Annotated in this window: 26 protein-coding genes and 1 pseudogene; 13 read left to right on the forward strand and 14 right to left on the reverse strand. The window is 35.0% G+C overall.

What is annotated here, in order from left to right; translation table 11 throughout:
* Positions 1 to 68 precede the first annotated feature (68 nt).
* Entirely contained in the window at positions 69 to 521 is a 453-nt protein-coding gene (locus ABH957_RS14790; RefSeq protein ID WP_002011610.1) for an Lrp/AsnC family transcriptional regulator, read from the reverse strand.
* 123 nt (positions 522 to 644) lie between these two features.
* Here ABH957_RS14790 and ABH957_RS14795 point away from each other — a divergent pair, with 123 nt between their 5' ends.
* The 3 genes and pseudogenes from ABH957_RS14795 to ABH957_RS14805 all read left to right on the forward strand — a co-directional run bounded on the left by ABH957_RS14795 (position 645) and on the right by ABH957_RS14805 (position 2,101).
* Complete coding sequence (locus ABH957_RS14795; protein WP_404511497.1) at positions 645 to 1,058, forward strand: carboxymuconolactone decarboxylase family protein; 414 nt, start codon at positions 645 to 647, stop codon at positions 1,056 to 1,058.
* Between the two features lie 13 nt (positions 1,059 to 1,071).
* Positions 1,072 to 1,639, forward strand: a pseudogene (locus ABH957_RS14800) (cysteine hydrolase family protein).
* 63 nt (positions 1,640 to 1,702) lie between these two features.
* Positions 1,703 to 2,101: an SseB family protein gene (locus ABH957_RS14805; protein ID WP_002135134.1), complete on the forward strand. Its 399-nt coding sequence runs from the start codon at positions 1,703 to 1,705 to the stop codon at positions 2,099 to 2,101.
* Positions 2,102 to 2,128: 27 nt separating this feature from the next.
* Here the strand turns inward: ABH957_RS14805 and ABH957_RS14810 are convergent, their stop codons facing one another.
* Positions 2,129 to 3,049, reverse strand: a complete 921-nt coding sequence (locus ABH957_RS14810; RefSeq protein ID WP_404511499.1) for a S66 peptidase family protein — start codon at positions 3,047 to 3,049, stop codon at positions 2,129 to 2,131.
* Positions 3,050 to 3,122: 73 nt separating this feature from the next.
* On the opposite strand from ABH957_RS14810, the gene ABH957_RS14815 reads away from it, so the two are divergent.
* Positions 3,123 to 4,259, forward strand: coding sequence for an NAD(P)H-dependent flavin oxidoreductase (locus ABH957_RS14815; protein WP_002140949.1), 1,137 nt, complete (start codon positions 3,123 to 3,125; stop codon positions 4,257 to 4,259).
* Positions 4,260 to 4,276: 17 nt separating this feature from the next.
* Here ABH957_RS14815 and dltD read toward each other — a convergent pair whose 3' ends face one another.
* From dltD to ABH957_RS14840, 5 genes are all read right to left on the reverse strand, one after another.
* On the reverse strand, positions 4,277 to 5,452 hold the full coding sequence (gene dltD / locus ABH957_RS14820; RefSeq protein ID WP_113936993.1) for a D-alanyl-lipoteichoic acid biosynthesis protein DltD: 1,176 nt from the start codon (positions 5,450 to 5,452) through the stop codon (positions 4,277 to 4,279).
* Positions 5,449 to 5,688 (reverse strand): D-alanine--poly(phosphoribitol) ligase subunit DltC, encoded by a 240-nt coding sequence (gene dltC / locus ABH957_RS14825; protein ID WP_002011622.1) that lies wholly within the window; start codon positions 5,686 to 5,688, stop codon positions 5,449 to 5,451. The genes dltD and dltC overlap by 4 nt, the downstream gene beginning before the upstream one ends.
* 68 nt (positions 5,689 to 5,756) lie before the next feature.
* On the reverse strand, positions 5,757 to 6,923 hold the full coding sequence (dltB, locus tag ABH957_RS14830; RefSeq protein WP_404511501.1) for a D-alanyl-lipoteichoic acid biosynthesis protein DltB: 1,167 nt from the start codon (positions 6,921 to 6,923) through the stop codon (positions 5,757 to 5,759).
* Positions 6,920 to 8,434 carry a D-alanine--poly(phosphoribitol) ligase subunit DltA gene (gene dltA / locus ABH957_RS14835; RefSeq protein WP_404511503.1) on the reverse strand — a complete coding sequence of 505 codons (1,515 nt, stop codon included), beginning with the start codon at positions 8,432 to 8,434 and terminating at the stop codon, positions 6,920 to 6,922. The genes dltB and dltA overlap by 4 nt, the downstream gene beginning before the upstream one ends.
* A gap of 12 nt (positions 8,435 to 8,446) precedes the next feature.
* Positions 8,447 to 8,593, reverse strand: coding sequence for a teichoic acid D-Ala incorporation-associated protein DltX (locus ABH957_RS14840; protein WP_002011626.1), 147 nt, complete (start codon positions 8,591 to 8,593; stop codon positions 8,447 to 8,449).
* Between the two features lie 359 nt (positions 8,594 to 8,952).
* On the opposite strand from ABH957_RS14840, the gene ABH957_RS14845 reads away from it, so the two are divergent.
* The 5 genes from ABH957_RS14845 to ABH957_RS14865 all read left to right on the forward strand — a co-directional run bounded on the left by ABH957_RS14845 (position 8,953) and on the right by ABH957_RS14865 (position 12,014).
* Positions 8,953 to 10,131, forward strand: a complete 1,179-nt coding sequence (locus ABH957_RS14845) for an amidohydrolase (RefSeq protein ID WP_113936995.1) — start codon at positions 8,953 to 8,955, stop codon at positions 10,129 to 10,131.
* A 223-nt stretch (positions 10,132 to 10,354) separates the two neighbouring features.
* A complete protein-coding gene (locus tag ABH957_RS14850) occupies positions 10,355 to 10,519 on the forward strand; it encodes a hypothetical protein (protein ID WP_181777915.1) in 165 nt (54 codons plus the stop codon).
* Complete coding sequence (locus tag ABH957_RS14855) at positions 10,512 to 10,958, forward strand: flavodoxin (RefSeq protein WP_113936996.1); 447 nt, start codon at positions 10,512 to 10,514, stop codon at positions 10,956 to 10,958. The genes ABH957_RS14850 and ABH957_RS14855 overlap by 8 nt, the downstream gene beginning before the upstream one ends.
* A 24-nt stretch (positions 10,959 to 10,982) precedes the next feature.
* Positions 10,983 to 11,756 (forward strand): hypothetical protein, encoded by a 774-nt coding sequence (locus ABH957_RS14860; protein WP_113936997.1) that lies wholly within the window; start codon positions 10,983 to 10,985, stop codon positions 11,754 to 11,756.
* Positions 11,757 to 11,852: 96 nt separating this feature from the next.
* Positions 11,853 to 12,014, forward strand: a complete 162-nt coding sequence (locus ABH957_RS14865; RefSeq protein WP_000651005.1) for a hypothetical protein — start codon at positions 11,853 to 11,855, stop codon at positions 12,012 to 12,014.
* Here ABH957_RS14865 and ABH957_RS14870 read toward each other — a convergent pair.
* Entirely contained in the window at positions 12,011 to 12,919 is a 909-nt protein-coding gene (locus ABH957_RS14870; RefSeq protein WP_113936998.1) for an aminoglycoside phosphotransferase family protein, read from the reverse strand. The genes ABH957_RS14865 and ABH957_RS14870 overlap by 4 nt on opposite strands.
* Before the next feature lie 108 nt (positions 12,920 to 13,027).
* Here ABH957_RS14870 and ABH957_RS14875 point away from each other — a divergent pair, with 108 nt between their 5' ends.
* A complete protein-coding gene (locus ABH957_RS14875; RefSeq protein ID WP_404511511.1) occupies positions 13,028 to 13,528 on the forward strand; it encodes a biotin transporter BioY in 501 nt (166 codons plus the stop codon).
* Between the two features lie 25 nt (positions 13,529 to 13,553).
* On the opposite strand, the gene ABH957_RS14880 is transcribed toward ABH957_RS14875, so the two are convergent.
* The 3 genes from ABH957_RS14880 to ABH957_RS14890 all read right to left on the reverse strand — a co-directional run bounded on the left by ABH957_RS14880 (position 13,554) and on the right by ABH957_RS14890 (position 15,330).
* The gene (locus ABH957_RS14880) at positions 13,554 to 13,703 is read right to left on the reverse strand and encodes a hypothetical protein (RefSeq protein ID WP_000743737.1); all 150 of its coding nucleotides are present in this window, start codon (positions 13,701 to 13,703) and stop codon (positions 13,554 to 13,556) included.
* Between the two features lie 18 nt (positions 13,704 to 13,721).
* A complete protein-coding gene (locus ABH957_RS14885; RefSeq protein WP_000343684.1) occupies positions 13,722 to 13,895 on the reverse strand; it encodes a hypothetical protein in 174 nt (57 codons plus the stop codon).
* Between the two features lie 76 nt (positions 13,896 to 13,971).
* A complete protein-coding gene (locus tag ABH957_RS14890) occupies positions 13,972 to 15,330 on the reverse strand; it encodes an MATE family efflux transporter (RefSeq protein ID WP_113937000.1) in 1,359 nt (452 codons plus the stop codon).
* Between the two features lie 182 nt (positions 15,331 to 15,512).
* On the opposite strand from ABH957_RS14890, the gene uppP reads away from it, so the two are divergent.
* Positions 15,513 to 16,304, forward strand: coding sequence for a bacitracin resistance undecaprenyl-diphosphatase (gene uppP, locus ABH957_RS14895; protein ID WP_002086752.1), 792 nt, complete (start codon positions 15,513 to 15,515; stop codon positions 16,302 to 16,304).
* A 30-nt stretch (positions 16,305 to 16,334) separates the two neighbouring features.
* Here the strand turns inward: uppP and ABH957_RS14900 are convergent, their stop codons facing one another.
* Both ABH957_RS14900 and ABH957_RS14905 read right to left on the reverse strand, forming a co-directional pair.
* On the reverse strand, positions 16,335 to 16,922 hold the full coding sequence (locus tag ABH957_RS14900) for a thioredoxin family protein (protein WP_113937001.1): 588 nt from the start codon (positions 16,920 to 16,922) through the stop codon (positions 16,335 to 16,337).
* A gap of 33 nt (positions 16,923 to 16,955) precedes the next feature.
* Complete coding sequence (locus ABH957_RS14905; protein ID WP_113937002.1) at positions 16,956 to 17,387, reverse strand: regulatory YrvL family protein; 432 nt, start codon at positions 17,385 to 17,387, stop codon at positions 16,956 to 16,958.
* A 162-nt stretch (positions 17,388 to 17,549) separates the two neighbouring features.
* Here ABH957_RS14905 and ABH957_RS14910 point away from each other — a divergent pair, with 162 nt between their 5' ends.
* Together ABH957_RS14910 and ABH957_RS14915 are read left to right on the forward strand one after the other, a co-directional pair.
* Positions 17,550 to 17,969, forward strand: coding sequence for a MarR family winged helix-turn-helix transcriptional regulator (locus ABH957_RS14910; RefSeq protein ID WP_002166098.1), 420 nt, complete (start codon positions 17,550 to 17,552; stop codon positions 17,967 to 17,969).
* A 153-nt stretch (positions 17,970 to 18,122) separates the two neighbouring features.
* Positions 18,123 to 18,266: an imidazoleglycerol-phosphate dehydratase gene (locus tag ABH957_RS14915; RefSeq protein ID WP_113937003.1), complete on the forward strand. Its 144-nt coding sequence runs from the start codon at positions 18,123 to 18,125 to the stop codon at positions 18,264 to 18,266.
* Positions 18,267 to 18,283: 17 nt separating this feature from the next.
* Here the strand turns inward: ABH957_RS14915 and ABH957_RS14920 are convergent, their stop codons facing one another.
* On the reverse strand, positions 18,284 to 19,519 hold the full coding sequence (locus ABH957_RS14920) for a dicarboxylate/amino acid:cation symporter (RefSeq protein WP_002011732.1): 1,236 nt from the start codon (positions 19,517 to 19,519) through the stop codon (positions 18,284 to 18,286).
* Positions 19,520 to 20,144 lie beyond the last annotated feature (625 nt).

Raw genomic sequence — 20,144 nt, forward strand, 5'->3', positions numbered from 1 at the left:
TAATACATGATATATCATTTTTATTCTTAATGTAAGGGGTTTTTACTCTTTTTGTGAATAAAGATGAATTAATCTTCTGGGAATATATGTTCAATGTCCGGAGTAAGAGCTACTTCTGATAATACGATATGAGAAACTGTCGTTGCATATGAAGAAACATCATTGATAAATTCTTCAAGTTCAACGAGTGAAGGAACAGAGATTTTTACAATGTAGCACAAGCTTCCTGTTACTCGGTAACAAAAACTTGCAGATGGATAAGACTGAATAAACTGTTGCATACGTGTTGTATCACCATTTTTTAAAGTGATTTCTAAAATACAATCTAAAACAAGTCCTGCTTTTTTATAATTGATATCGATTGTGTATTTTTGAATAATCCCTTCACTTTCAAGTTTACGTACACGTTCTGTAGTAGACGGAGCCGATAAGTTTACTCGTTTTGCTAATTCACGCATCGAAAGGCGGCTATCATTATATAATTCATTTAAAATTTTTCGATCAACACGGTCTAATTGCATTTGTAAATATACCTCCAGTAAAATGATAATTTTTGTAAAGAAAAATTAAAAATTAAGATTCATATGAAATGTAAAGTGAACTTTATTTATTTTACAATAAAAAAGAAGGAAATAGGAGGGGAAATGATGGAGAGAATTACATTATCAAATGTAGGAGATACAAAGTTTCAAAAATTATTAGGTCATAATCCAGATATATTAAATTCGTGGAGTACGTTAGAGAATACACTGTATAGTACAGGGGCCCTTTCCGTAGAGTTAAAGGAGCAAGTAAGAAGAACATTAGCGTTTGGGAATGAATGTCCGTACTGTATGGAAAAGGGAAAGCCGGATGATATACAAAAAATAGAAGAAATTAGCGTAGCCGTTACTTTTGCACATGCATTTGTTCATGACCAAAAGGCGATAGATGATAATATGTTTCATATATTAAAACAATATTGGACTGAAAAAGAAATTGTAGAGCTTTGTGCCTATATTTGTTTTATTACTGCTTCGCAGCAACTTGGTTTTCTGTTTCAATTACAGCCCAATTAATTAGGAGGATATTATGCTTAATCAAGCAGCACTTATAATCATTGATGTACAGGAAGCATTTAACTTACCATACTGGGGCGTGAGGAATAACCTTTTGGCGGAAGAAAATATGAAAAGTTTGTTAGAAGAATGGAGAAAAAGAAAACTACCAGTTTTTCATATTCAACATGTAAATAAAGAAAATGTTCAATCGATGTTTTATCAACATGCGGAAACGGTAAACTTTAAAGAAGAAGTGCAACCAATGCCAGATGAAATAATTATCCAGAAATCCGTTAATAGCGCGTTCATTGGGACAAATTTGGAAGAACAATTAAGACAACAAAAATGTAATACGGTAGTGATTGTAGGATTAACAACAAATCATTGTGTGGAGACTACAACACGGATGGCAGGTTACAACGTATTTAGTGAGCGATGCGACGGCTACATTCAATCGTAAAGGTCTGGACGGGACAGAGTATAGTGCAGAGGACATTCACAATATGACACTTGTAAACTTACATGATGAATTTGCCAAAATCGTTACGATTGAAGGTGTTTTAAAATTATTTCAAGAAAATAATTGTGGAATTATGTAGAAAAAAATAAGAATATTTCGTATAATCTAAGTATAATCATTTTGAAAATAGGGGTGGCATCATATGGAGCAAATTTCAGTAAAGAAAATAGAAAAAGTACTCGTTTTAGCAGGAGAGGATAAACAAAAGCAAAAGGAATTTTATGAATTGCTCTTATCAACGGAGTTTTATGTTGCTGGTTCACTTGAAGCAGAAGACGGGGCAACGGAAGGAACACTTCGTTTGCGTCATTTCCAAGGAGAGGGTAGATGGATCGTTCCGTTCTTTACACAATTGAAATTTGTAAAAGATGTGTTGCCAGAAGGTACGCCCCTTATTACGATACGTGGAAAAGAATTATTTGGTGGCATTGAGAAGGATGCAACAGCTGTATTAAATGTTGGTACTGATATAAGTAAAACATTTATTCCAGAAGAGATTTCAGATATCTCATCTGGACGGATTTTTAATTATTATAAGTAAAAGGAAAAGCTTAGCAGCTTTTCCTTTTTAATTTGAACATGGAGTGGATATACCAGAAGAAATAGAAACAGTTTTGTTAGTTGTATTTATTGTTGCTGTAGCTCCGAGGGGAATACCGATATTTGGACTTATATGTCCAATCGGTAAACCGAATAACACAGGTATATTATATGGCGTGAAATATTCATATAATATTGTTTGCAATGATTGAGATGGCTTAGAAGGGTTGCAGTCGTGACAACTTGTAAAAATAACGCCGCTGCATTCATTAAACTGTCCAGATAAAAGTAGTTGATTTAACATCCGGTCAATGCGGTACGGTTCTTCACCAATATCTTCAAGCAATAAAAGTTTATTTGATGTATTTATTTCATAGGGCGAGCCAATTATACTTGTTAACACAGTTAAATTCCCTCCAACTAATGTGCCTGTAACTGTACATGGAGAGGTAGGTACGATACATTCTGATGCATATAAGATAGATGAATACGGATGGAATAGTTGATTGAAAGAAGATAAGGAGAGAGAATCTATACCTTTTCCTAATTCTTCAATCATTGGACCATGAAAAGTAACCAGCTCCGCATAACGTGAAAAGGCAGTATGTAAAGCCGTAATATCGCTATATCCCCAAAAAATCTTTGGATTCCGTTGAATGATTTCATATTGAATGTAAGGGAGGAGACGAGCACTGCCGTAACCACCTCGTGCACAAAAGACTGCTTTGACCTCAGTATTTGTAAATGCTTCATGTATATCATCAAGACGAACTTGATCACTTCCAGCTAAATATCCATATTTTTCATAAACACTCTTTCCAATTATTACGGATAATCCCATCTCTTGTAATACGTTCACACCTTTTAATATATTCTCAAGTGTTGGTGGGCCAGACGGTGCAATAACCATTACTGTATCACCTTTTTGCAACGCATTTGGATAAATCATTGTTCTCAGCCTCCTTCTCTTTCAATATATTCGCTTGAGCGAAAGTTCAATCCTTGTAAAAGAAGGGGAAAGCATGTCATATAAAGAAGGTATAGGGAAAGTAGGAGGGAAAATGATGTTTACAAGTCGAGTAATAGATATATTACAAATTAAGTATCCGATTATTCAAGCAGGTATGGCAGGAGCGATTACAACGTCAGAACTTGTTGCAGCTGTGAGTAATAGCGGAGGATTAGGTACGCTTGGAGCAGGGTATATGAGTCCAGAACAAATCCGTGAAGCGATTTATAAAATAAGGGAACTAACAAATAAGCCTTTCGGTGTTAATTTACTTTTAACGAAAGAGATACAGATAGAAGAAGAGAAGGTAAACGAGGCGAAAGTATTACTTAGTGGAGTGAATAGAGAATTAGGTATAGAGGAAGAAAAGACTTTAAAACTTCCAAAAAGCTATAAAGAACAATTACAAGTATTATTAGAGGAAAAGGTACCAGTCGTTAGTTTTGCATTTCAAACGTTAGAAAAAGAAGAAATAGATGATTTGAAAAAGGAAGGGATAAAAGTTATCGGAACAGCTACCCATGTAGCGGAAGCGAAAGCACTTGCTAAGTTAGGGGTAGATATTATTGTCGGGCAAGGTAGCGAGGCAGGAGGGCATAGAGGAACGTTTATTGGGAAAGAACAAGATGCGATGATTGGTACATTTGCATTAATCCCGCAATTAGTAGCGGAAGTACCTCATATCCCGATTGTTGCAGCAGGTGGTGTAATGAATGGGCAAGGGCTTGTTGCGGCATTTGCGTTAGGGGCAGAGGCTGTTCAAATGGGATCAGCCTTTTTAACGAGTGAAGAAAGTATTACGCATGACGTGTATAAAGAGGCGATTTTACATAGTACAGATACGAGTACAACGGTAACCCGTGCGTTTTCCGGGAAATATGCACGGGGTATTCGTAATGAATTTATAGAGAAACATGAAGGAAGAGAAGAGAATTTACCGATGTATCCAGTGCAAAACGTATTAACTTCAAAAATACGTCAAGAAGCAGCGAAGCAAAATAAGGAAGAGTATATGTCGCTTTGGGCGGGACAAGCATCATCATTAGCACGAACGGAATCAGCTCAGCACGTAGTGAAACGTGTCATGAAAGAAGCAGAGAACGTAATTGAACAATTACAAGATGTATATAAAAAAAGACCACTTGAATAATTCAAGCGGTCTTTTCGTTAGTTTGCTTTATAAAATTGTTGGATAGCTTCGTCGATGTAAACCCAGCCTTTCCAACCTAAGTGCATATGATCTTTTAAGAAGTACTTATCATATTCATGATTTGAGAAATCAGCAATTGGATAGCCAGCTTGCTTAATTTGCTCATGAACTTTATTGTAGTATAATTCGCGTTTTTCTTTCGGGAAGCCAGCGTAATCATACCAAGGACCTTTTACAGGAACAGAAATGAAGAGCGGTTTTGCGCCAGATTGTTTTAATAAATCAAGTACAATTTGTAAATCTTCATATTCTGGTGATTGGTCATAAGCATCATTTTTTAAGTAACCTTCACGTTGTTTTAATTTCTTCTTAATTTTGCTATTGAAGTAATCATCTTCGATACCATATTCGTTAGAGCTTGATTCTACTGCACCTGTTTGATCAGCATGCTTACGAGCTTCTTCCCAGTTCATTTGTTTCAATGATGGATCAAGCTGTTCTTTATGTGGCTTAATATTAAACATAGCTGTAAATAAGTCTTTACGATCTAGAATGTTACGATAAATATAAGCGAAAGGTTTAGCAGCAAGTGCTTTTACTTTATACTTTGTATCATCGTAGGCGATACCTTCAAGTGAAATTTTTAATAAAGTTTCTTTTTTAACAATCTCAAAGTTTAATAAGCGTTTTGCAATTTGTTTTTTCATTTCAGGTTTTAAATCATCGTTGAAAATGAAGTGGTAACCTTGTTGTTTTGAAAAGTTAGGTGCAAAGTGTGTCTCATCAATACCTTGTGGTACAAACCATTGCGGAGAAAGAACGAATATCATTTTCTTATCTTTCAATTGATCCATTGTAGATGCGAAGTTTAATACATGTACAAGGTCTTGTGTTCCACCGCGCCCAAGTAGGAATGGTGTGAATCCTTCAGGCTTTACTTTGAAATAATTCGATGGATGGAAAGCATCCATACGTGCGAATTCCGATGAACCGTACATCGGAAGATATTTCGGGTCTGCTAACATCTTTTGCTGTAAAATCATACTTTGAATCTTTTCTTCTTTTAAAGAAGTCGCAGCTTGTTCTACTTTCTCATCACTTAAAAGTGGAAGTAGGAAGCGCGTTGGAATAAGTAAGAATACAGCAAAAAGGGCCAATGCTAAAAGCATCGGACCAAATTTTACTTTGTTCATCGGATTTCTTCCAACTTTTTAATAACCATATTTGGTGTAGCCCATTCATCGCGGTCAAAATCAGAAATAGAAACTTCAATCTCTAAACGCTCTTGGAATTCTACTAATAAAGATACTACAGCGAAAGAATCAAGAATACCTTCTTCAAATAATTGAACATCTAAGTTTTCTTTCACAATATCGTTTTCACATACTTCTTCTAAAATATCTAATACTTGCTCTTTGAATTCTGCCATTTTTAAAATCTCCTTTATATCCGAAATATATTATATGTGCAACTTCTTAATGGGATAAGAAGGGTGCATTAAAAGTATCTGTTAAGGTGTCCAGAGAAGATCAGGAAACCGAAACATACAACGTGGAACGTAATTACAATCGCAAGGACGTGTGTAAATTTATTGTTTGGCCAAAACTTATGCTTCTTGTTTTTTCGTTCGAAAATATCGAATAAAATAAACAGTGCGGCATGATATAGACCATAAATAACATACTGCGCAACAGCGCTTCCTTGGATGTGCCAAATTCCCATAATGAAAAAGTTTAAAAATGCACCGATATACGAAATTGTGTAACGGTTCTTAATTAACTTTTTCTTCGTTGCAAAAAAGACGAAACGCATGTAAATAAAATCACGGAACCAGAATGATAAACTCATGTGCCAGCGGTTCCAGAAGTCTTTAATGTTACGACTAAGGAATGGCTTATTAAAGTTTTCTGGAGTTTTAATTCCCATCATGTAACTGATACCAATTACGAACGCACTATAACCTGCAAAGTCAAAGAATAACTGCATGCTAGTAGCGTACATAAAAATCACATTAGATAAAAGTGTATCTTGATTGGCGAATACTGCCTTTACAAGATATGTTGTTATCAAGTGCGCGATTATAAATTTATACAGAAAACCTTGGAAAATACGGTTAATCCCTGTATATAGTAACTTTTGATATACCTCAGCACTAGGCGGCTTTTGAATATCTTTTTGGAATCTACGGTAACGATCGATAGGTCCACTTGAAATCGCAGGGAAGAATAAAACGAATTCCCAGAAATTAAAGAAGGAAAGTTCTTTAATTAAATTATCACGAACTTCAAAGACCATCTGTACAGCTCTAAATGTTACGTAAGACATACCTGCGAAAACAATAAAATGCAATTCAGGTACAAACGGTGCGATTTTTGCCAAAATAAGCGGTAAAATCGATAAAATAACAGCTATACAAAACGTGAATGTACTATTATTTTGTTTTCTTAAAATTAAATAGCCTTTAATAAGGGCATATTGCCAAATAATAAATGCGGCTAACATGATTGCTTGCTTCGGTTTATCAGAGAAGATAATAACGAGCATTACTAATGTTAAAACGGCATTATATTTACGCAACATTTTACCTTTTAATCCAGCTATGATAGTAGGTATTAATAAAATGCCTACTATAGCGAAAAAATAAAATGATCCATATGCGGTCATGCTGTAACCTCACTCAATAATTTTTTGCGATCTACCTTTCCATTTGGTGTCATTGGAATAGAAGATTGATACATGAATTTACGTGGAATCATGTAATTTGGTAATCGCTCATTGAGTTCTTTTTTGATTGCAGATGTTAATTTGAATTCTTTTTCAAACGAATGCTCTCCAGGAACGACAACCGCTAATAAGTAATCATATTTTTCACCTTTTTTAATTGGAACAACAACTGCACCTTCTACGTAAGAACACGCGCGAAGATGATGTTCGATTTCTTCTAATTCCATTCGATAACCATGAAGCTTAATTTGGAAATCAAGACGACCATTATAGAATAGAAGACCATTTTCTACATAGCCAGCATCACCTGTTTTATAGGCGCGCTCACCATCAATCATGGTAAATACTTTTTCTGTTAATTCAGGGCTTCCTAAATAGCCAACGCTTACGCTTGGACCGACAATTACGATTTCACCTTTTTCACCGTCAGGTGCAATTGTACCATCTTCTTTCATAATAAGAAGGCGACAGTCTGATTTACAGTAGCCAACTGGAAGTGATTTGTATTGATCAAGCACTTCTTCTGTAACGTGAATGCCTGTTACAGCAACAGTAGCTTCTGTTGGACCGTACGTATTCATAATTGCTGCTTTCGGGAAACGCTCAATTAATTTTCTAGCTACTTCATTTGGTAACACTTCACCGCAGAATAAGAATGTTTTCATGTTTGGTAGCATACTTTCAGAGAAAGAGGCTTCCATTAAACACATTTCTGCGAAAGATGGTGTCGAAGTCCATACTTGTATATCCGATTGCCCTAAAGAAGCAAACAAGTCTTTTGGACGTGCAATCATGTCTTTATCGATTGCCCAAAGTGTACCACCTGTTACTAATGATGGGTAAATATCCATTACAGATAAATCGAATGAGAAAGGTGCTTGGTTTAAGAATACTTGCCCTGTTTGTAAGTTGAAATCTTCTACAGCCCATTTTGTAAAGCTAACAAGACAGTTATAAGTAATCTGAACCCCTTTCGGATTACCTGTACTTCCTGATGTGTAAATAATGTAGAAGTTCTCATCACCTTTTACCGCATGTTCAGGATTTGGAGTATTCCCTTTATGAGTAAAGAAAATATCTTTTAAGTTATCTTCACTTGTAATGCGAACTGGTAAGTCCGTTACCGTTACTTCTGCCCCTGATAACAGTAATTTCGCACCAGAACTTTCAGCAATACGTTGTACACGATCAGCTGGAATAGATAAATCTACAGGAATGTAAGCATGTCCAGCTTTTACACAACCTAAAAAGTTAATAATCATTTCAGGTTGCATATGGCCATAAACCATAATTGGTGAACGATCATCTGGATACTCAGAAGAAATCCAATGTGCTAACGCATCAGAATCTTCCTTTAATTGTTTGTACGTAATTTTCGCATCTCGCCAAACAAAAGCGGTTTGATCAGGCGTTTCTACAGCCCACTTTTCAATTTGTTCTAATAACTTCATAACGTTCCCACCCTAGAATTCATTGTAAATAAATGTACTTGTGTTTGTATCATGGAATCCATACAACCAAAGTAATGCAAATAAAATTGCAAGGTAATAAACCGTCTTTGCAACCCATTGTGTGAGTGGTTGAGACCATATCTCTTTTAATCTTTCCATGTCTTTCCCTCGCTTAATGAAATAATAGCTCTTTGTAGGTATCATGTCCTACATGATTGTGAAAAAAACAAAATCCCACATTTTAGGTAAAAATAAGTCAAAAGGCTCTTTTCTGATATTAGCACTAAATACTAAAAAAGAAAATCCCTAACTTAGCAATTATATTACATTCAGCATGAATTTGTAATGGGTTTGACATGTAAATAGGAAGTGGATTGTGTGAATGTATAAAAGTGGATTGTGAGAAGGCGAGAAAATATAATATTTGTTTTGTTATTCCTGAATTGGAGTGGGTTAATAATCACTGGGTACTTAGTACATTTTCAAGGTATAGAGCCTTTTAAAAGGAGGTAATTATTATGAAAAGAGAGTGGAGGAGTGTTATTTCAGAGGAAAATATCATTAAATGGAGACGGCATTTCCATAAGTATCCGGAATTATCGTTTCATGAAAAAGAAACTTCGCAATTTATATATGAAACATTATGCTCATTTTCTTCTTTTGAAGTAACGAGACCAACGCAGTACAGTGTGCTAGCAATTAAAAGAGGAAGGCAACAAGGAAAAGTAGTTGCGATTCGAGCTGATATAGACGCATTACCAATTCAAGAAGAGACACTAAAGCCATATGGATCGGTTAATAAAGGTGTAATGCACGCATGCGGGCACGATGCACATACAGCTATTTTATTAAGTACAGCAGAGACGCTAGCAAATATGAAGGAAGATTTTGCAGGCGAAATCCGTCTGTTCTTTCAGCACGCAGAGGAAGTGTATCCCGGTGGTGGACAAGAAATGGTGGAGGCCGGTGTTATGGACGGCGTCGATTATGTAGTAGGTTTGCACGTTATGTCTGGATTAGAAAGTGGAAAGATAGGAATTGTATATGGCCCTATGATGGCAGCACCAGACGTATTTACAATTGAAATTTTAGGAAAGGGTGGTCACGCGGCACGACCAGAAGAAACGATAGATCCTATTGCTATCGGAGCACAAATTATTACAAATTTACAACATATCGTATCAAGAAATACAAGTGCTTTTATGCATAGAGTAGTGTCAGTTACACAATTTCATGGGGGGATGGCCGATAATATCATTCCTAGTGCAGCAGCTTTAATGGGAACTGTTCGATCTTTTAATCAAACATTAAGAGAGGAAGCAAAAGAGAAAATTGAGCAAATTGTAAAAGGAATTACAGAAGCACATGGGGGAGATTATACATATACGTATCGTTACGGATATGATCCAGTTGTTAATAATGAGTACATTACGAAAATAGTAGAAAAAAGTGCGATAAAATTGTTCGGAAATCAGCGTATTGTGCATCTTGAACCTTCTATGGGAGGGGAAGATTTTTCAGCGTATTTAAGAAAAGCACCTGGTTGTTTCATTAAATTAGGAACAGGGAATAAAAATATTGATACTTGTTATCCACATCATCATCCGAAATTTGATGTGGATGAATCGGCTTTAATTAATGGAGTGGAACTATTTTTAGAGGCAACTATAAGACTACTAGAAATTGATAAAGCATAAAAAAAGGCAACTGCACTCTATTGCAGTTGCTTTTATTTCTTCCGTCAGAGAGGGCTGAGAAAGAACTATGCTCATTTATAGTATATGAATAGCTAACGGACAAGCTTGTACATTTTAACTATTTTTAAAAAAATAGTTATTGACTTTGATAATCAATTTCAATTAATCTAATGGTATAATTGAAATTGATAATTATTATCAATAAAATAGATGAGGAACCTTAATGAGAAAAACATTTCACCTTTTACGAAGGGAATTAAAAAATAAAGATGTTGATAAGCATATTGAATGGCAACGAAATATAATTCGTTCTGAATATGTAGGTGAGAAGAGTACACTTCAAACAGAAAAAGAGATACAAGGTAAAAGGAGAGGTTCAGTTGAGTAAGTTAGTAATGATTTTTGCAAGTATGAGTGGAAATACAGAGGAAATGGCTGACCATATTGCGAGTGCGATTCGTGAAACAGAAAATGAGATTGAAGTAATTGATATTATGGATACACCAGAAGCTTCTATATTAGAGCAATACGACGGTATTATTTTAGGTGCTTATACTTGGGGAGATGGTGATCTTCCTGATGATTTTTTAGATTTTTATGATGCAATGGATTCTATTAACTTAACTGGTAAAAAAGCAGCTGCATTCGGTTCTTGTGATTCGGCTTATCCGAAATACGGGTTAGCGGTTGATATTTTAATAGAAAAGCTACAGGAGCGCGGGGCAGCAGTTGTGTTAGAAGGATTGAAAGTAGAATTAACGCCAGAAGATGAAGATGTAGAAAAATGTTTACAGTTTGGAGCTGAATTCGTAAAACACCTTTCTTAATGGCAGAAGGGAGATGAAGAGCAATTGCATGAAAAAATCTCAATCAAAACGATGACAGATTACCATTTGTATGATTTTATGCGTTGTCCACACAAATTTTATTTCCGTCATATAAAAAGAAGAGAACCTTCTTCATTTGAATGGCAACAAATAGCGCAAATGATTGTGAATCAAATTATTAATGAATATTACACGCTACCTGCGGGCCAACAAACGAAAATTGTACTTTTAATATTAATAGAAAAGTATTGGAAAAAAGTAAGGATTAATATGTTTGCTTCAAAGGCGGAGTACTATATTGTTTTAGCGAAGCTAACTGATCACTTATTACAGTTTGTTGAAAGGGATGATAGTCAGGCACCGCCGTTATTTTTATATGAGAAGTTTCAAACATATATGGAAGAGTTAGGTGTCCACATGTCATTGACATTTGAAGTTGGTGAGTGGAGTACTGAATCGTTTGTAATTAAAAAGTATGTTGTCGATGCGGATGAGGAAATGCTTGCTCTTTGTCAGAAGCTAATGACAGTATTCAGTTATAAAGCTTTCGGTATTCTTCCAGGGAAAATTGAAGTTATTAATTTAATAGAAGGAACTAAGTATGAGTACATTCCAAAGCAGGAAGATATTATAACTGGAATGGATGATTTATTTAGAATGAAAGAAATGTTGCAGCAACCTGAGCACTATACAGAGCGTCATTTTCGTTATGAGTGTATGAGTTGTGCGTTTCGTAGTGAATGCCAAAGGGAAGAAGTAAAGAAAGAAGCGAAGCAGAAGAAAAATATAGTACATTAAAGGATGCAAATTTGCATCCTTTTTTGTTATTGACATGAAAAGCTTTTCATCATTTACCGTATATTTGTAGCAGATTAATAAAGGGGGGAATAATCAATGAAAGATGAAATGAAAGTATTTCAATGGTTAAAAGAACAGAATGCTCCTTTTGGAATTCAACTGCAAATTTTACAGGCGTTTCAATTGTATAAAGTTATTGTTGAAATGGATAAAAAATTAATGATGTATGAGGAGAGAGAGTATAGGGAGAGAATTTAATCTCGTCCCTGTAGTATTGCTTTAAGCTGTTCTTCATTCTTCTTTAATGTTATTTCATTGTTTGTTTCAATGTTATAAATAAGGTTATGTAGTAAAGGGCTGTATTGATAAAAGGTAGTGATGCGGTGAATGAGTAATGGATCGCGGTGAGAAATAACTGCACTGTATTGTTCATATACAGATGTAGTAAACTCATGACCGAAATCATAATATAGCCCAGCGAAATCAAAAGCGGGATCGCCAATTTGAGCATCTCCAAAATCGATAACACCTGAAATGTTTTTGTGCAGGTTGTTAAATAAAATGTGATGATGTGTAAAGTCGGCATGAATGATTGCATTTTGAAAGGTAGATTTAGTTATACAGGTAAAGAAACTTTCGAATAAACGATTTAAGGCTAATTTCTGTAATGAAGTAAGACTATTAGTAAGATATTGATTTAATTTTGTTTGTAGTTCTTTCCAGTAGGTAAGTGTTTTTTCGATAGGGAACCCTAGCGTTTCAGTACGTTTTAAAGGAATACTATGTAAAGCCGCAAGGAAAGTGGCTAATTGTGTAATGATTGCTTTCAATTCTTTTTTCTCTAGCTCGGTAACTATTTCAGTTGTTAACGGTTCACCGTGAATGAGAGGATAATAGCTACAAAATGGAACGGTATTACAATTATTCTTATACAATAGTTTATACTTAGGGACTGCAATTTCTTGTAATGAATGAGAAAGAATAGTGCACAGTTCTTTTTCTAACGGAATTCGCTGTGCATATTCAAGTTTTCGCGGGAAACGAAATAGTAGTTCGTCATTTATAATAACCGCTATATTATCCCAACCTTCTTCATTTTGTTTATATGAATGTATAGAAAGACCGGGCAGAGCTTCTTTTATATATTGTTTGTAAGAGTCCATAATTGTTCCTCGTTTCTAAGTTAAAGGTAGGTTATTCCACTTTATGATATCAGAATTTTCTTTCTATATGTTAAAATATAACTATCATTATGGAGGAGGGGGGGGTGCATTACGAAGAAAAGAATATTAATCATTTCTCTATGTATCGCTTTTGGATTGTTTTGGTCATATAAAGAGGAGGTTTTTTCCACTTTTAAACCGATAGATCGCTACGAGTTAAATAAGGAATTAAAGAACAAAAGTATAGAAACTTTAACTCATAAAGAAAAGAAAAATGTAGGAGAACACTTTGTGACAGCGCAACTAGCAGTGTTTGAGTTTAATAATAAAGAAGATGTGAAACGAAAAGGTGAAGAAATATTTGTAAATAGAGGGTATGAACAGCTAATAGAAAATTATTACCCAAACCGTTTTCGGGATTTAGAGTATAAATTTACAAACGAAGAGATACGTGAAGAGACAGATGAGAGTTTTCGCTATCATGCTGTAGCGTACGTTACTGGTATTGAAAATGGCAAGAGAAGTGAAATGAAATTAAATTATGACATGAAAATTGTAAAGGTTAATAATTTATTCATGGTGTTAGAACAAAAACAATATGTACAATAAAAAACCCTCTAGAAGCAGAGGGACTTTAAAGATTTTCATTTTGTTGACCAAGTTCTTTTTGAGCAATGTATAAATTTCCTTGCTCAACTTGTTTCAGTGTATGAACAGAATCTCCTGCATATCCTTTTTCTGTTTTAACAGTTCTTTTTGAACGATTTGAATCTTGTTTTTTCATATAATAGACCACCCTTCCTTAAAAATAGACGAAAATGATGAGCACGAGTAATACAGCTGCGAAAATGGTAATGCCCATTAAAAAAGAAGTGTTTTTATATTTAGGTGGCTTATGTACATCTTGCCGATATCCAGGTGAAATTTCAGGGGCGAATTCTTCATCGAATGATTGTTTCTTTTGTTTTTCGTCCATAAGTATCCACCTTTCTTTTTCATTATGTTACACGTTACAAGAAAAAATATGCATGAAGAAAACAGCCGCTATATCATTAGCGGCTGCTTTGCGTTGTATATTTTCTTTGTACTTGAAAGAGACGGATAAGCAGGAAGATTGCCCCAAATGCTAGACCGATAATAAGACCGATCCAATAACCTTTTGCTGCCCAGTCAGTATAAGTTGCTAACATGTAGCCAAGAGGTAGACCTATTACCCAATAAGCTATTAATGTCATAATTAAGGCAACATTTACGTCTTTATAACCACGAAGTGCTCCTTGTACTGGAGTTGCAATCGCATCTGAAATTTGAAATAAAATCGCGAATATAAGAAATTCTTTAGCTAAATGATGGACATTTGCATTTGTCGTATAAATAGAAGCAATTTCATCATCAAAGAAATAAAGAAGGATTGAATATAAAAGAGCGAAAGCAAGGGCTAACCCAATTCCGATAAATCCATATTGTTTCGCATTATTGTATCGTTTTGCTCCAACTTCAAATCCAACGGCTATCGTCATTGCCATTGCTAAACTTAAAGGAGTCATATATAACAAGGAAGCAAAGTTCATAGCTGCTTGATGTGCTGCTATTGTTGTCGTACTAAAATTGCTCATCATAAGTGTTACCGCAGCGAAAATACTCGTCTCAAAAAAGATAGCAAATCCGATAGGGACGCCAAGTTTCAGGAATTCCTTCCAGCTCGTAAAGGAAGGGCGGTATAACTGTTTAAAGATATTGAAAGAAGCGAAAGGCTCTTTCGTACGAATAATAATGACGGTAATAATTAAAATACACCAATATGTTGCTGCAGAAGCGATTGCCGCACCAACACCACCGAGTTTTGGAAAGCCAAAGTGACCAAAAATTAATAAGTAATTTAATACTACATTAATTGGTAATGATAGTAATGTAATAATCATCGTTGTTCGAGTTTTTCCTAATGCATCAATAAATCCACGTAAGACGGTGTAAGTAAATAAAGGGATAATTCCAATCGCGATAATACTTAAAAATTGTGCTGCAATACGTTCCACGGGTTCTTCTAATTGCATGCCATTTAAAATAGGTGAAACAGCGAAGAATCCGATAAGGATAACAACGAAACTAGCACAAATTGCTAAATATACTGCTTGTATGACAATGTGAGGAACGTCCTCCTTTTTCTTTGATCCAACGAGCTGTGCAACAATAGGAGTAGTAGCCATTAAAATTCCGGTTAAGCCGGTACTAACGGGAAGCCATATACTTGTTCCGATAGCAACACCCGCTAAATCAATAGGACTCGCATGTCCTGACATTGTCGTATCAAAAAAGCTCATCGCAAATAATGACATTTGCGTTACAAAAATCGGGAAAAAGAGTAATGAAAATTGCTTTAACTTTTGTGAGAATGAAGTAGTTTCTTTCATAAAATCCCCTTTCAACGTAAAAAACAAACTCTTATTATCATACAATTTAATCAAAAAATAGAAAAGAAATAAGCGTATACAACAAATAAAATCAATAAAAAAAGGATGCACTTTGAAAAGGGATAAGGTATTATGATAAGGTGTGAAAAAATTACATATTCGTTATTAAGGAGGCACTACTTGTGGCTGATTGGTTAATTGGTTTAATCATGGGTGCTGTTGAAGGGTTAACAGAGTTTTTACCAGTATCATCAACAGGACATATGATTTTAACAGGACATTTAATTGGATTTGAAGACGATAGAGCGAAAGTTTTTGAAGTTGTAATCCAATTGGGATCGATTTTAGCAGTTGTTGTTATATTTTGGAAACGTCTATGGTCATTAGTTGGAATAGGGAAAGTAACTGATGGACCATCGTTAAATTTATTACATATTATTATCGGGATGATTCCTGCCGGCATACTCGGCGTATTATTCCATAGTGCAATTAAAGAAGTTTTATTCGGTCCAGGACCGGTTGTTATTAGCTTAGTAGCTGGTGGTATTTTAATGATTGTTGCTGAGAAGTTTTCAAAACCAAGTACAGCAAGAACGTTAGATGAAATCACATATAAGCAAGCATTTACAATCGGAATGTTCCAATGTTTAGCACTTTGGCCAGGATTTTCTCGTTCTGGATCAACAATAAGTGGTGGTTTATTAGCACGTGTTTCGCATACAGCGGCAGCGGAATATACATTTATTCTAGCGGTGCCAATGATGGTAGCTGCAAGTGCCTTAGATTTAATTAAAAGCTGGGATATATTAAGCGCGGCTGATATACCATTATTTGCAACTGGATTTATTACAGCATTCGTTGTTGCGATGCTTGCAATTGTTTCATTCTTAAAATTATTAGGTCGTGTAAAACTAACACCGTTCGCTTACTACCGTTTCATTTTAGCTGCGGTATTCTATTTCTTCATTATGTAATAAAAAAACCTGCCGAAATCGGCAGGTTTTTTATTTTACTACTCTCTCAATCATGCTTTCCATTACATGTTCCCAAAGAGAAGTATCATCAGCTAATGTAGCACGGAAATTAGCATACATTTCTTTTTGTTTCTCTTCGAATGTTGGATCTTCTTTTTCAGGTAATGTAGCGCGCATTGAAGTTACTAATTCTTGTATTTTTGGAGCTCGTGGTCCAAAGACGGCTTGTTCATTTCCGTCTTTATCAATGAAAATAAAGATTGGAATCGCACGTGCTGTTCCGTTTGTTAAGTATTGATCCATTAATTCTAAGTTTTCATCGCGAATTAATAACCGCATATCAATATTTGCAACTTCAGAAATTCGTTTCATAACAGGTACACACAAAAGAGCATCGCCGCACCAATCAGCTGTTAATACGATAACACGCCAGCCATCATTTTGGCGTTCTTCTAATATAGGAAGTAATTCATTTGGAATTAAAAAATTATTGTAAATGTGTAGTAGCTCGTATTGGTTTACTTTCATTTCATTCACATATGTATCAAAGGACATACCTTTATCAGCCCATTGTAGTAAGTTCATAAGTAACACCTCTTTAGTATGATTTATTTTTATTGTACCAATTTTTATATAGAAAAGCTTGTATTCTTACTCTTTCTTATCACTAAATAATTTATTTAGTGTGTAAAGGAATAGTGCGACACATAATTCAGCTATGTTGGACATTTGTACACTCTCTATCCAGTCATCGGCGGTATGTATGACAAACCAATCTAACGTAATTTCAATTATAGAGAGCAGAGCAATTGAGAGCCAATTGGGCATACTTGTCATCATTGGATGTAGGAGCACTTTAAAGAAAATGAATATAAAATATGTAATACCGTCTAATAAAAGAATGAGTAAAAAAAAGAGTAGTAGAGCTGTTCTTGATGAATATTCTATACCTGTAATATGAAAGATTCCTACATATACAAAAAATATAAATGCAAAGAATATAATGAGAATAAGAATAACAACACTAATAATAATAGTCTTATCTTTTAGACTGAGATTAGAAAGTTTGTCTTCTTGACTCATTGCCCCAACTCCTTTTTCTGGAAAATTAATTTCATTGTACCATGAAATATCTATTAAAAAACTACGAATTACGGGGAAATAAGGTGACAAAAAGTAAGATTTCGTGTAAAATTATTAATAAGGTTTTTATTTAACTAAATTAAATAAAAGGGGCTGTCAAAGTTGTCTCAAAATCGAGAACAATTAATGGAAGAACTATCGACAAATGTTTTTGCAATGTTTCGCACGTTGCGTAATGATATTGGAAAAATATTTGGTGGTTACATACCGTGGAATGAGTTCATTGTCCTTAGAATATTGAACCGTACGAATAAAGAAATGGTCTCACGTGTAGCGAATGAGTTAAATGTGTCGAATAGTCATATTACAGCTGTTACAGAAAAATTAATTAATAAAGGCTTTGTAACTCGTTCACGTTCTACATCAGATCGCCGAGTTGTATATTTAGAGATTACAGAACAAGGGAAAGATTTAGTGGCGAAAATGGAAGGTGAGAAAAAGAAATATTTACAAGAAAGATTTTCCGCACTTTCAGAAGATGAAATGGATATAATGATATCTATTTCTAAAAAACTTATTTAAATAATTACAAATAAGAAAACGCTTACCTGATGAAAAAGAAGACCTTCCTCATATATGGAAGGTCTTCTTCTGTGTGTAATAGATGATAAAAAATAAAATGTGTATGAAAAAAGATAGAGCGCCATACTACTAATAAAGGAAGGAGGCGGAAATATGACGAATCGTAATGGTAGTCAAGGAAGTGGAAATCAAGGTTCACCAAAATCAGGGCAATTCCAGCAGGAGTTTAGTACTGAATTTGAAACGGGAAATGATAATAAAGGAAAAGAATATCGTTCGAAAAAAGGAGTGAAATGATTCACTCCTTTTTTGATTTAAGATGCTGCAGATTGATCCGTATTATATTTTTCTTCTGATTTTGCAACAATCATTGCACAAATTGCATCACCGGAAATATTTACAGCAGTTCTAGACATATCTAGAATGCGGTCAATACCGATAATTAAAGCAATGCCTTCTACTGGTAGATTTACTTGATTTAAAACCATCGTAAGCATCACTAGTCCAACACCTGGTACACCTGCAGTACCGATACTAGCTAGTACAGCAGTTAATACGACCATAGCTAATTGTGGTAATGTAAGTTCAACGCCGTATACTTGAGCGATAAATACAGTTGCTACCCCTTGCATAATAGCGGTACCATCCATATTAATCGTTGCACCTAGTGGTTGTACAAAAGAGCTTATCGCTTTTGGAACTCCAAGTTTTTCTTGGGCGGTTTTCATGGCAAATGGAAGGGAGGCATTAGAGCTAGATGTACTAAACCCAATTGCCATTACCGGACCGAAATGTTTAAAGAAACGAATAATACTTTCTTTGGCTAGTACCTTTAATAAGCCGCCGTATACGAAGACACCGTGAATAATGAGTACCAACATAACGACAATCATATACTTGAACATCGCAGCGACGCCTGCAAGACCCATTTTACCAACGGACGAAGCGAGCAACCCGAATGTTCCGATTGGAGCTAATTTCATGACGAGATTAACAAGATACATCATTAATTCGTTGCCCTGTTCAAGTAATGAATGGACACCTTGAACTCGTTTTCCTAAAACAGCTAAACCGAGTCCGATCAATGCGGCAAAGGCAATAATTTGTAGCATGTTCCCATCAGCCATCGCTTTTGCTGGATTATCTGGCACAATATTCAGCAATGTATCGACGAAAGATGTTTCAGTTTTTGCACCTTCATACTTAAGCCCTTCTGTTTTAAAATTACCGCCAGCCCCTGGTTTTATAATAAGTGCGAATGTAACCGCAATGGAGATGGCAACTGCTGTTGTTACGAGAAAGAATGAAATTGATTTTAAGCCGATTCTTCCAAGCTGTTTCGGATCTCCAAGACCAGCAGCCCCAAGTACGATAGAAATGAATACAACAGGAACAACTAGCATTTTAATGAGTCGAATAAACAATTGACCAAGTGGATTGAACACATATTGATTTAATGGCTCGAAAATGGATGGAGCAGCTAAATTTAAAGTGAGTCCAACGACTAGACCGAGAAATAATGCAATTAAGATTGCTTTTGTTTGTTTCAATAAAATCCCTCCTTGTTTTTGTAAAATTGCTTTCTAAATTAATTGTACCGAAAAAATACCTATTTTGACAATATTTTCTGAATATTTTGTATAAAAATATCTATTTGCATATAGATAGACCAATTTTGTTGAAATAAGCGAAGAGAGTTAAGTTATGTGTTTGGAAAAAAAATAGACCATCACATGATGGCCTAGGGAAGGGGACAATTTATGTCAATTTAATTAGGGATGGAAGCTATTCAAAGACACTGGGGAATGTCTTATAAATTAGGGAGGAACAGCTCCGATACATATACTATAAAAGGTGGATGTGGTCTAGATGTGAACATAGAGTGAAAGAGAGAGGGAGTTTTAAGTAAGAAGAAAGAGAGAATAAAAAAATAAGACCATCACATATAGGATGGTCAAGGGAAGGGGACAATTTATGTCAATTTAATTAGGGATGGAAAGCTGTTCAAAGACACTGGGGAATGTCTTATAAATTAGGGAGGAACAGCTCCGATACATACAATATAAAAGATAGATGTGACCTAGATGTGAACATAGAGTGAAAGAGAGAGGGAGTTTTAAGTAAGAAGAAAGAGAGAATAAAAAAATAAGACCATCACATATAGGATGGTCAAGG

Source organism: Bacillus sp. RC242 (genome assembly GCF_044908245.1).
Classification (GTDB): domain Bacteria; phylum Bacillota; class Bacilli; order Bacillales; family Bacillaceae_G; genus Bacillus_A; species Bacillus_A mycoides.

Excerpts from the sequence above, each read along its gene's own strand:
- ABH957_RS14790 (WP_002011610.1), bottom strand. The coding sequence starts at position 521 with ATGCAATTAGACCGTGTTGATCGAAAAATTTTAAATGAATTATATAAT.
- ABH957_RS14795 (WP_404511497.1), top strand. The coding sequence starts at position 645 with ATGATGGAGAGAATTACATTATCAAATGTAGGAGATACAAAGTTTCAA.
- ABH957_RS14805 (WP_002135134.1), top strand. The coding sequence starts at position 1,703 with ATGGAGCAAATTTCAGTAAAGAAAATAGAAAAAGTACTCGTTTTAGCA.
- ABH957_RS14810 (WP_404511499.1), bottom strand. The coding sequence starts at position 3,049 with ATGATTTATCCAAATGCGTTGCAAAAAGGTGATACAGTAATGGTTATT.
- ABH957_RS14815 (WP_002140949.1), top strand. The coding sequence starts at position 3,123 with ATGTCATATAAAGAAGGTATAGGGAAAGTAGGAGGGAAAATGATGTTT.
- dltD (WP_113936993.1), bottom strand. The coding sequence starts at position 5,452 with ATGAACAAAGTAAAATTTGGTCCGATGCTTTTAGCATTGGCCCTTTTT.
- dltC (WP_002011622.1), bottom strand. The coding sequence starts at position 5,688 with ATGGCAGAATTCAAAGAGCAAGTATTAGATATTTTAGAAGAAGTATGT.
- dltB (WP_404511501.1), bottom strand. The coding sequence starts at position 6,923 with ATGACCGCATATGGATCATTTTATTTTTTCGCTATAGTAGGCATTTTA.
- dltA (WP_404511503.1), bottom strand. The coding sequence starts at position 8,434 with ATGAAGTTATTAGAACAAATTGAAAAGTGGGCTGTAGAAACGCCTGAT.
- ABH957_RS14840 (WP_002011626.1), bottom strand. The coding sequence starts at position 8,593 with ATGGAAAGATTAAAAGAGATATGGTCTCAACCACTCACACAATGGGTT.
- ABH957_RS14845 (WP_113936995.1), top strand. The coding sequence starts at position 8,953 with ATGAAAAGAGAGTGGAGGAGTGTTATTTCAGAGGAAAATATCATTAAA.
- ABH957_RS14850 (WP_181777915.1), top strand. The coding sequence starts at position 10,355 with ATGAGAAAAACATTTCACCTTTTACGAAGGGAATTAAAAAATAAAGAT.
- ABH957_RS14865 (WP_000651005.1), top strand. The coding sequence starts at position 11,853 with ATGAAAGATGAAATGAAAGTATTTCAATGGTTAAAAGAACAGAATGCT.
- ABH957_RS14870 (WP_113936998.1), bottom strand. The coding sequence starts at position 12,919 with ATGGACTCTTACAAACAATATATAAAAGAAGCTCTGCCCGGTCTTTCT.
- ABH957_RS14880 (WP_000743737.1), bottom strand. The coding sequence starts at position 13,703 with ATGAAAAAACAAGATTCAAATCGTTCAAAAAGAACTGTTAAAACAGAA.
- ABH957_RS14885 (WP_000343684.1), bottom strand. The coding sequence starts at position 13,895 with ATGGACGAAAAACAAAAGAAACAATCATTCGATGAAGAATTCGCCCCT.
- ABH957_RS14890 (WP_113937000.1), bottom strand. The coding sequence starts at position 15,330 with ATGAAAGAAACTACTTCATTCTCACAAAAGTTAAAGCAATTTTCATTA.
- ABH957_RS14905 (WP_113937002.1), bottom strand. The coding sequence starts at position 17,387 with ATGAGTCAAGAAGACAAACTTTCTAATCTCAGTCTAAAAGATAAGACT.
- ABH957_RS14915 (WP_113937003.1), top strand. The coding sequence starts at position 18,123 with ATGACGAATCGTAATGGTAGTCAAGGAAGTGGAAATCAAGGTTCACCA.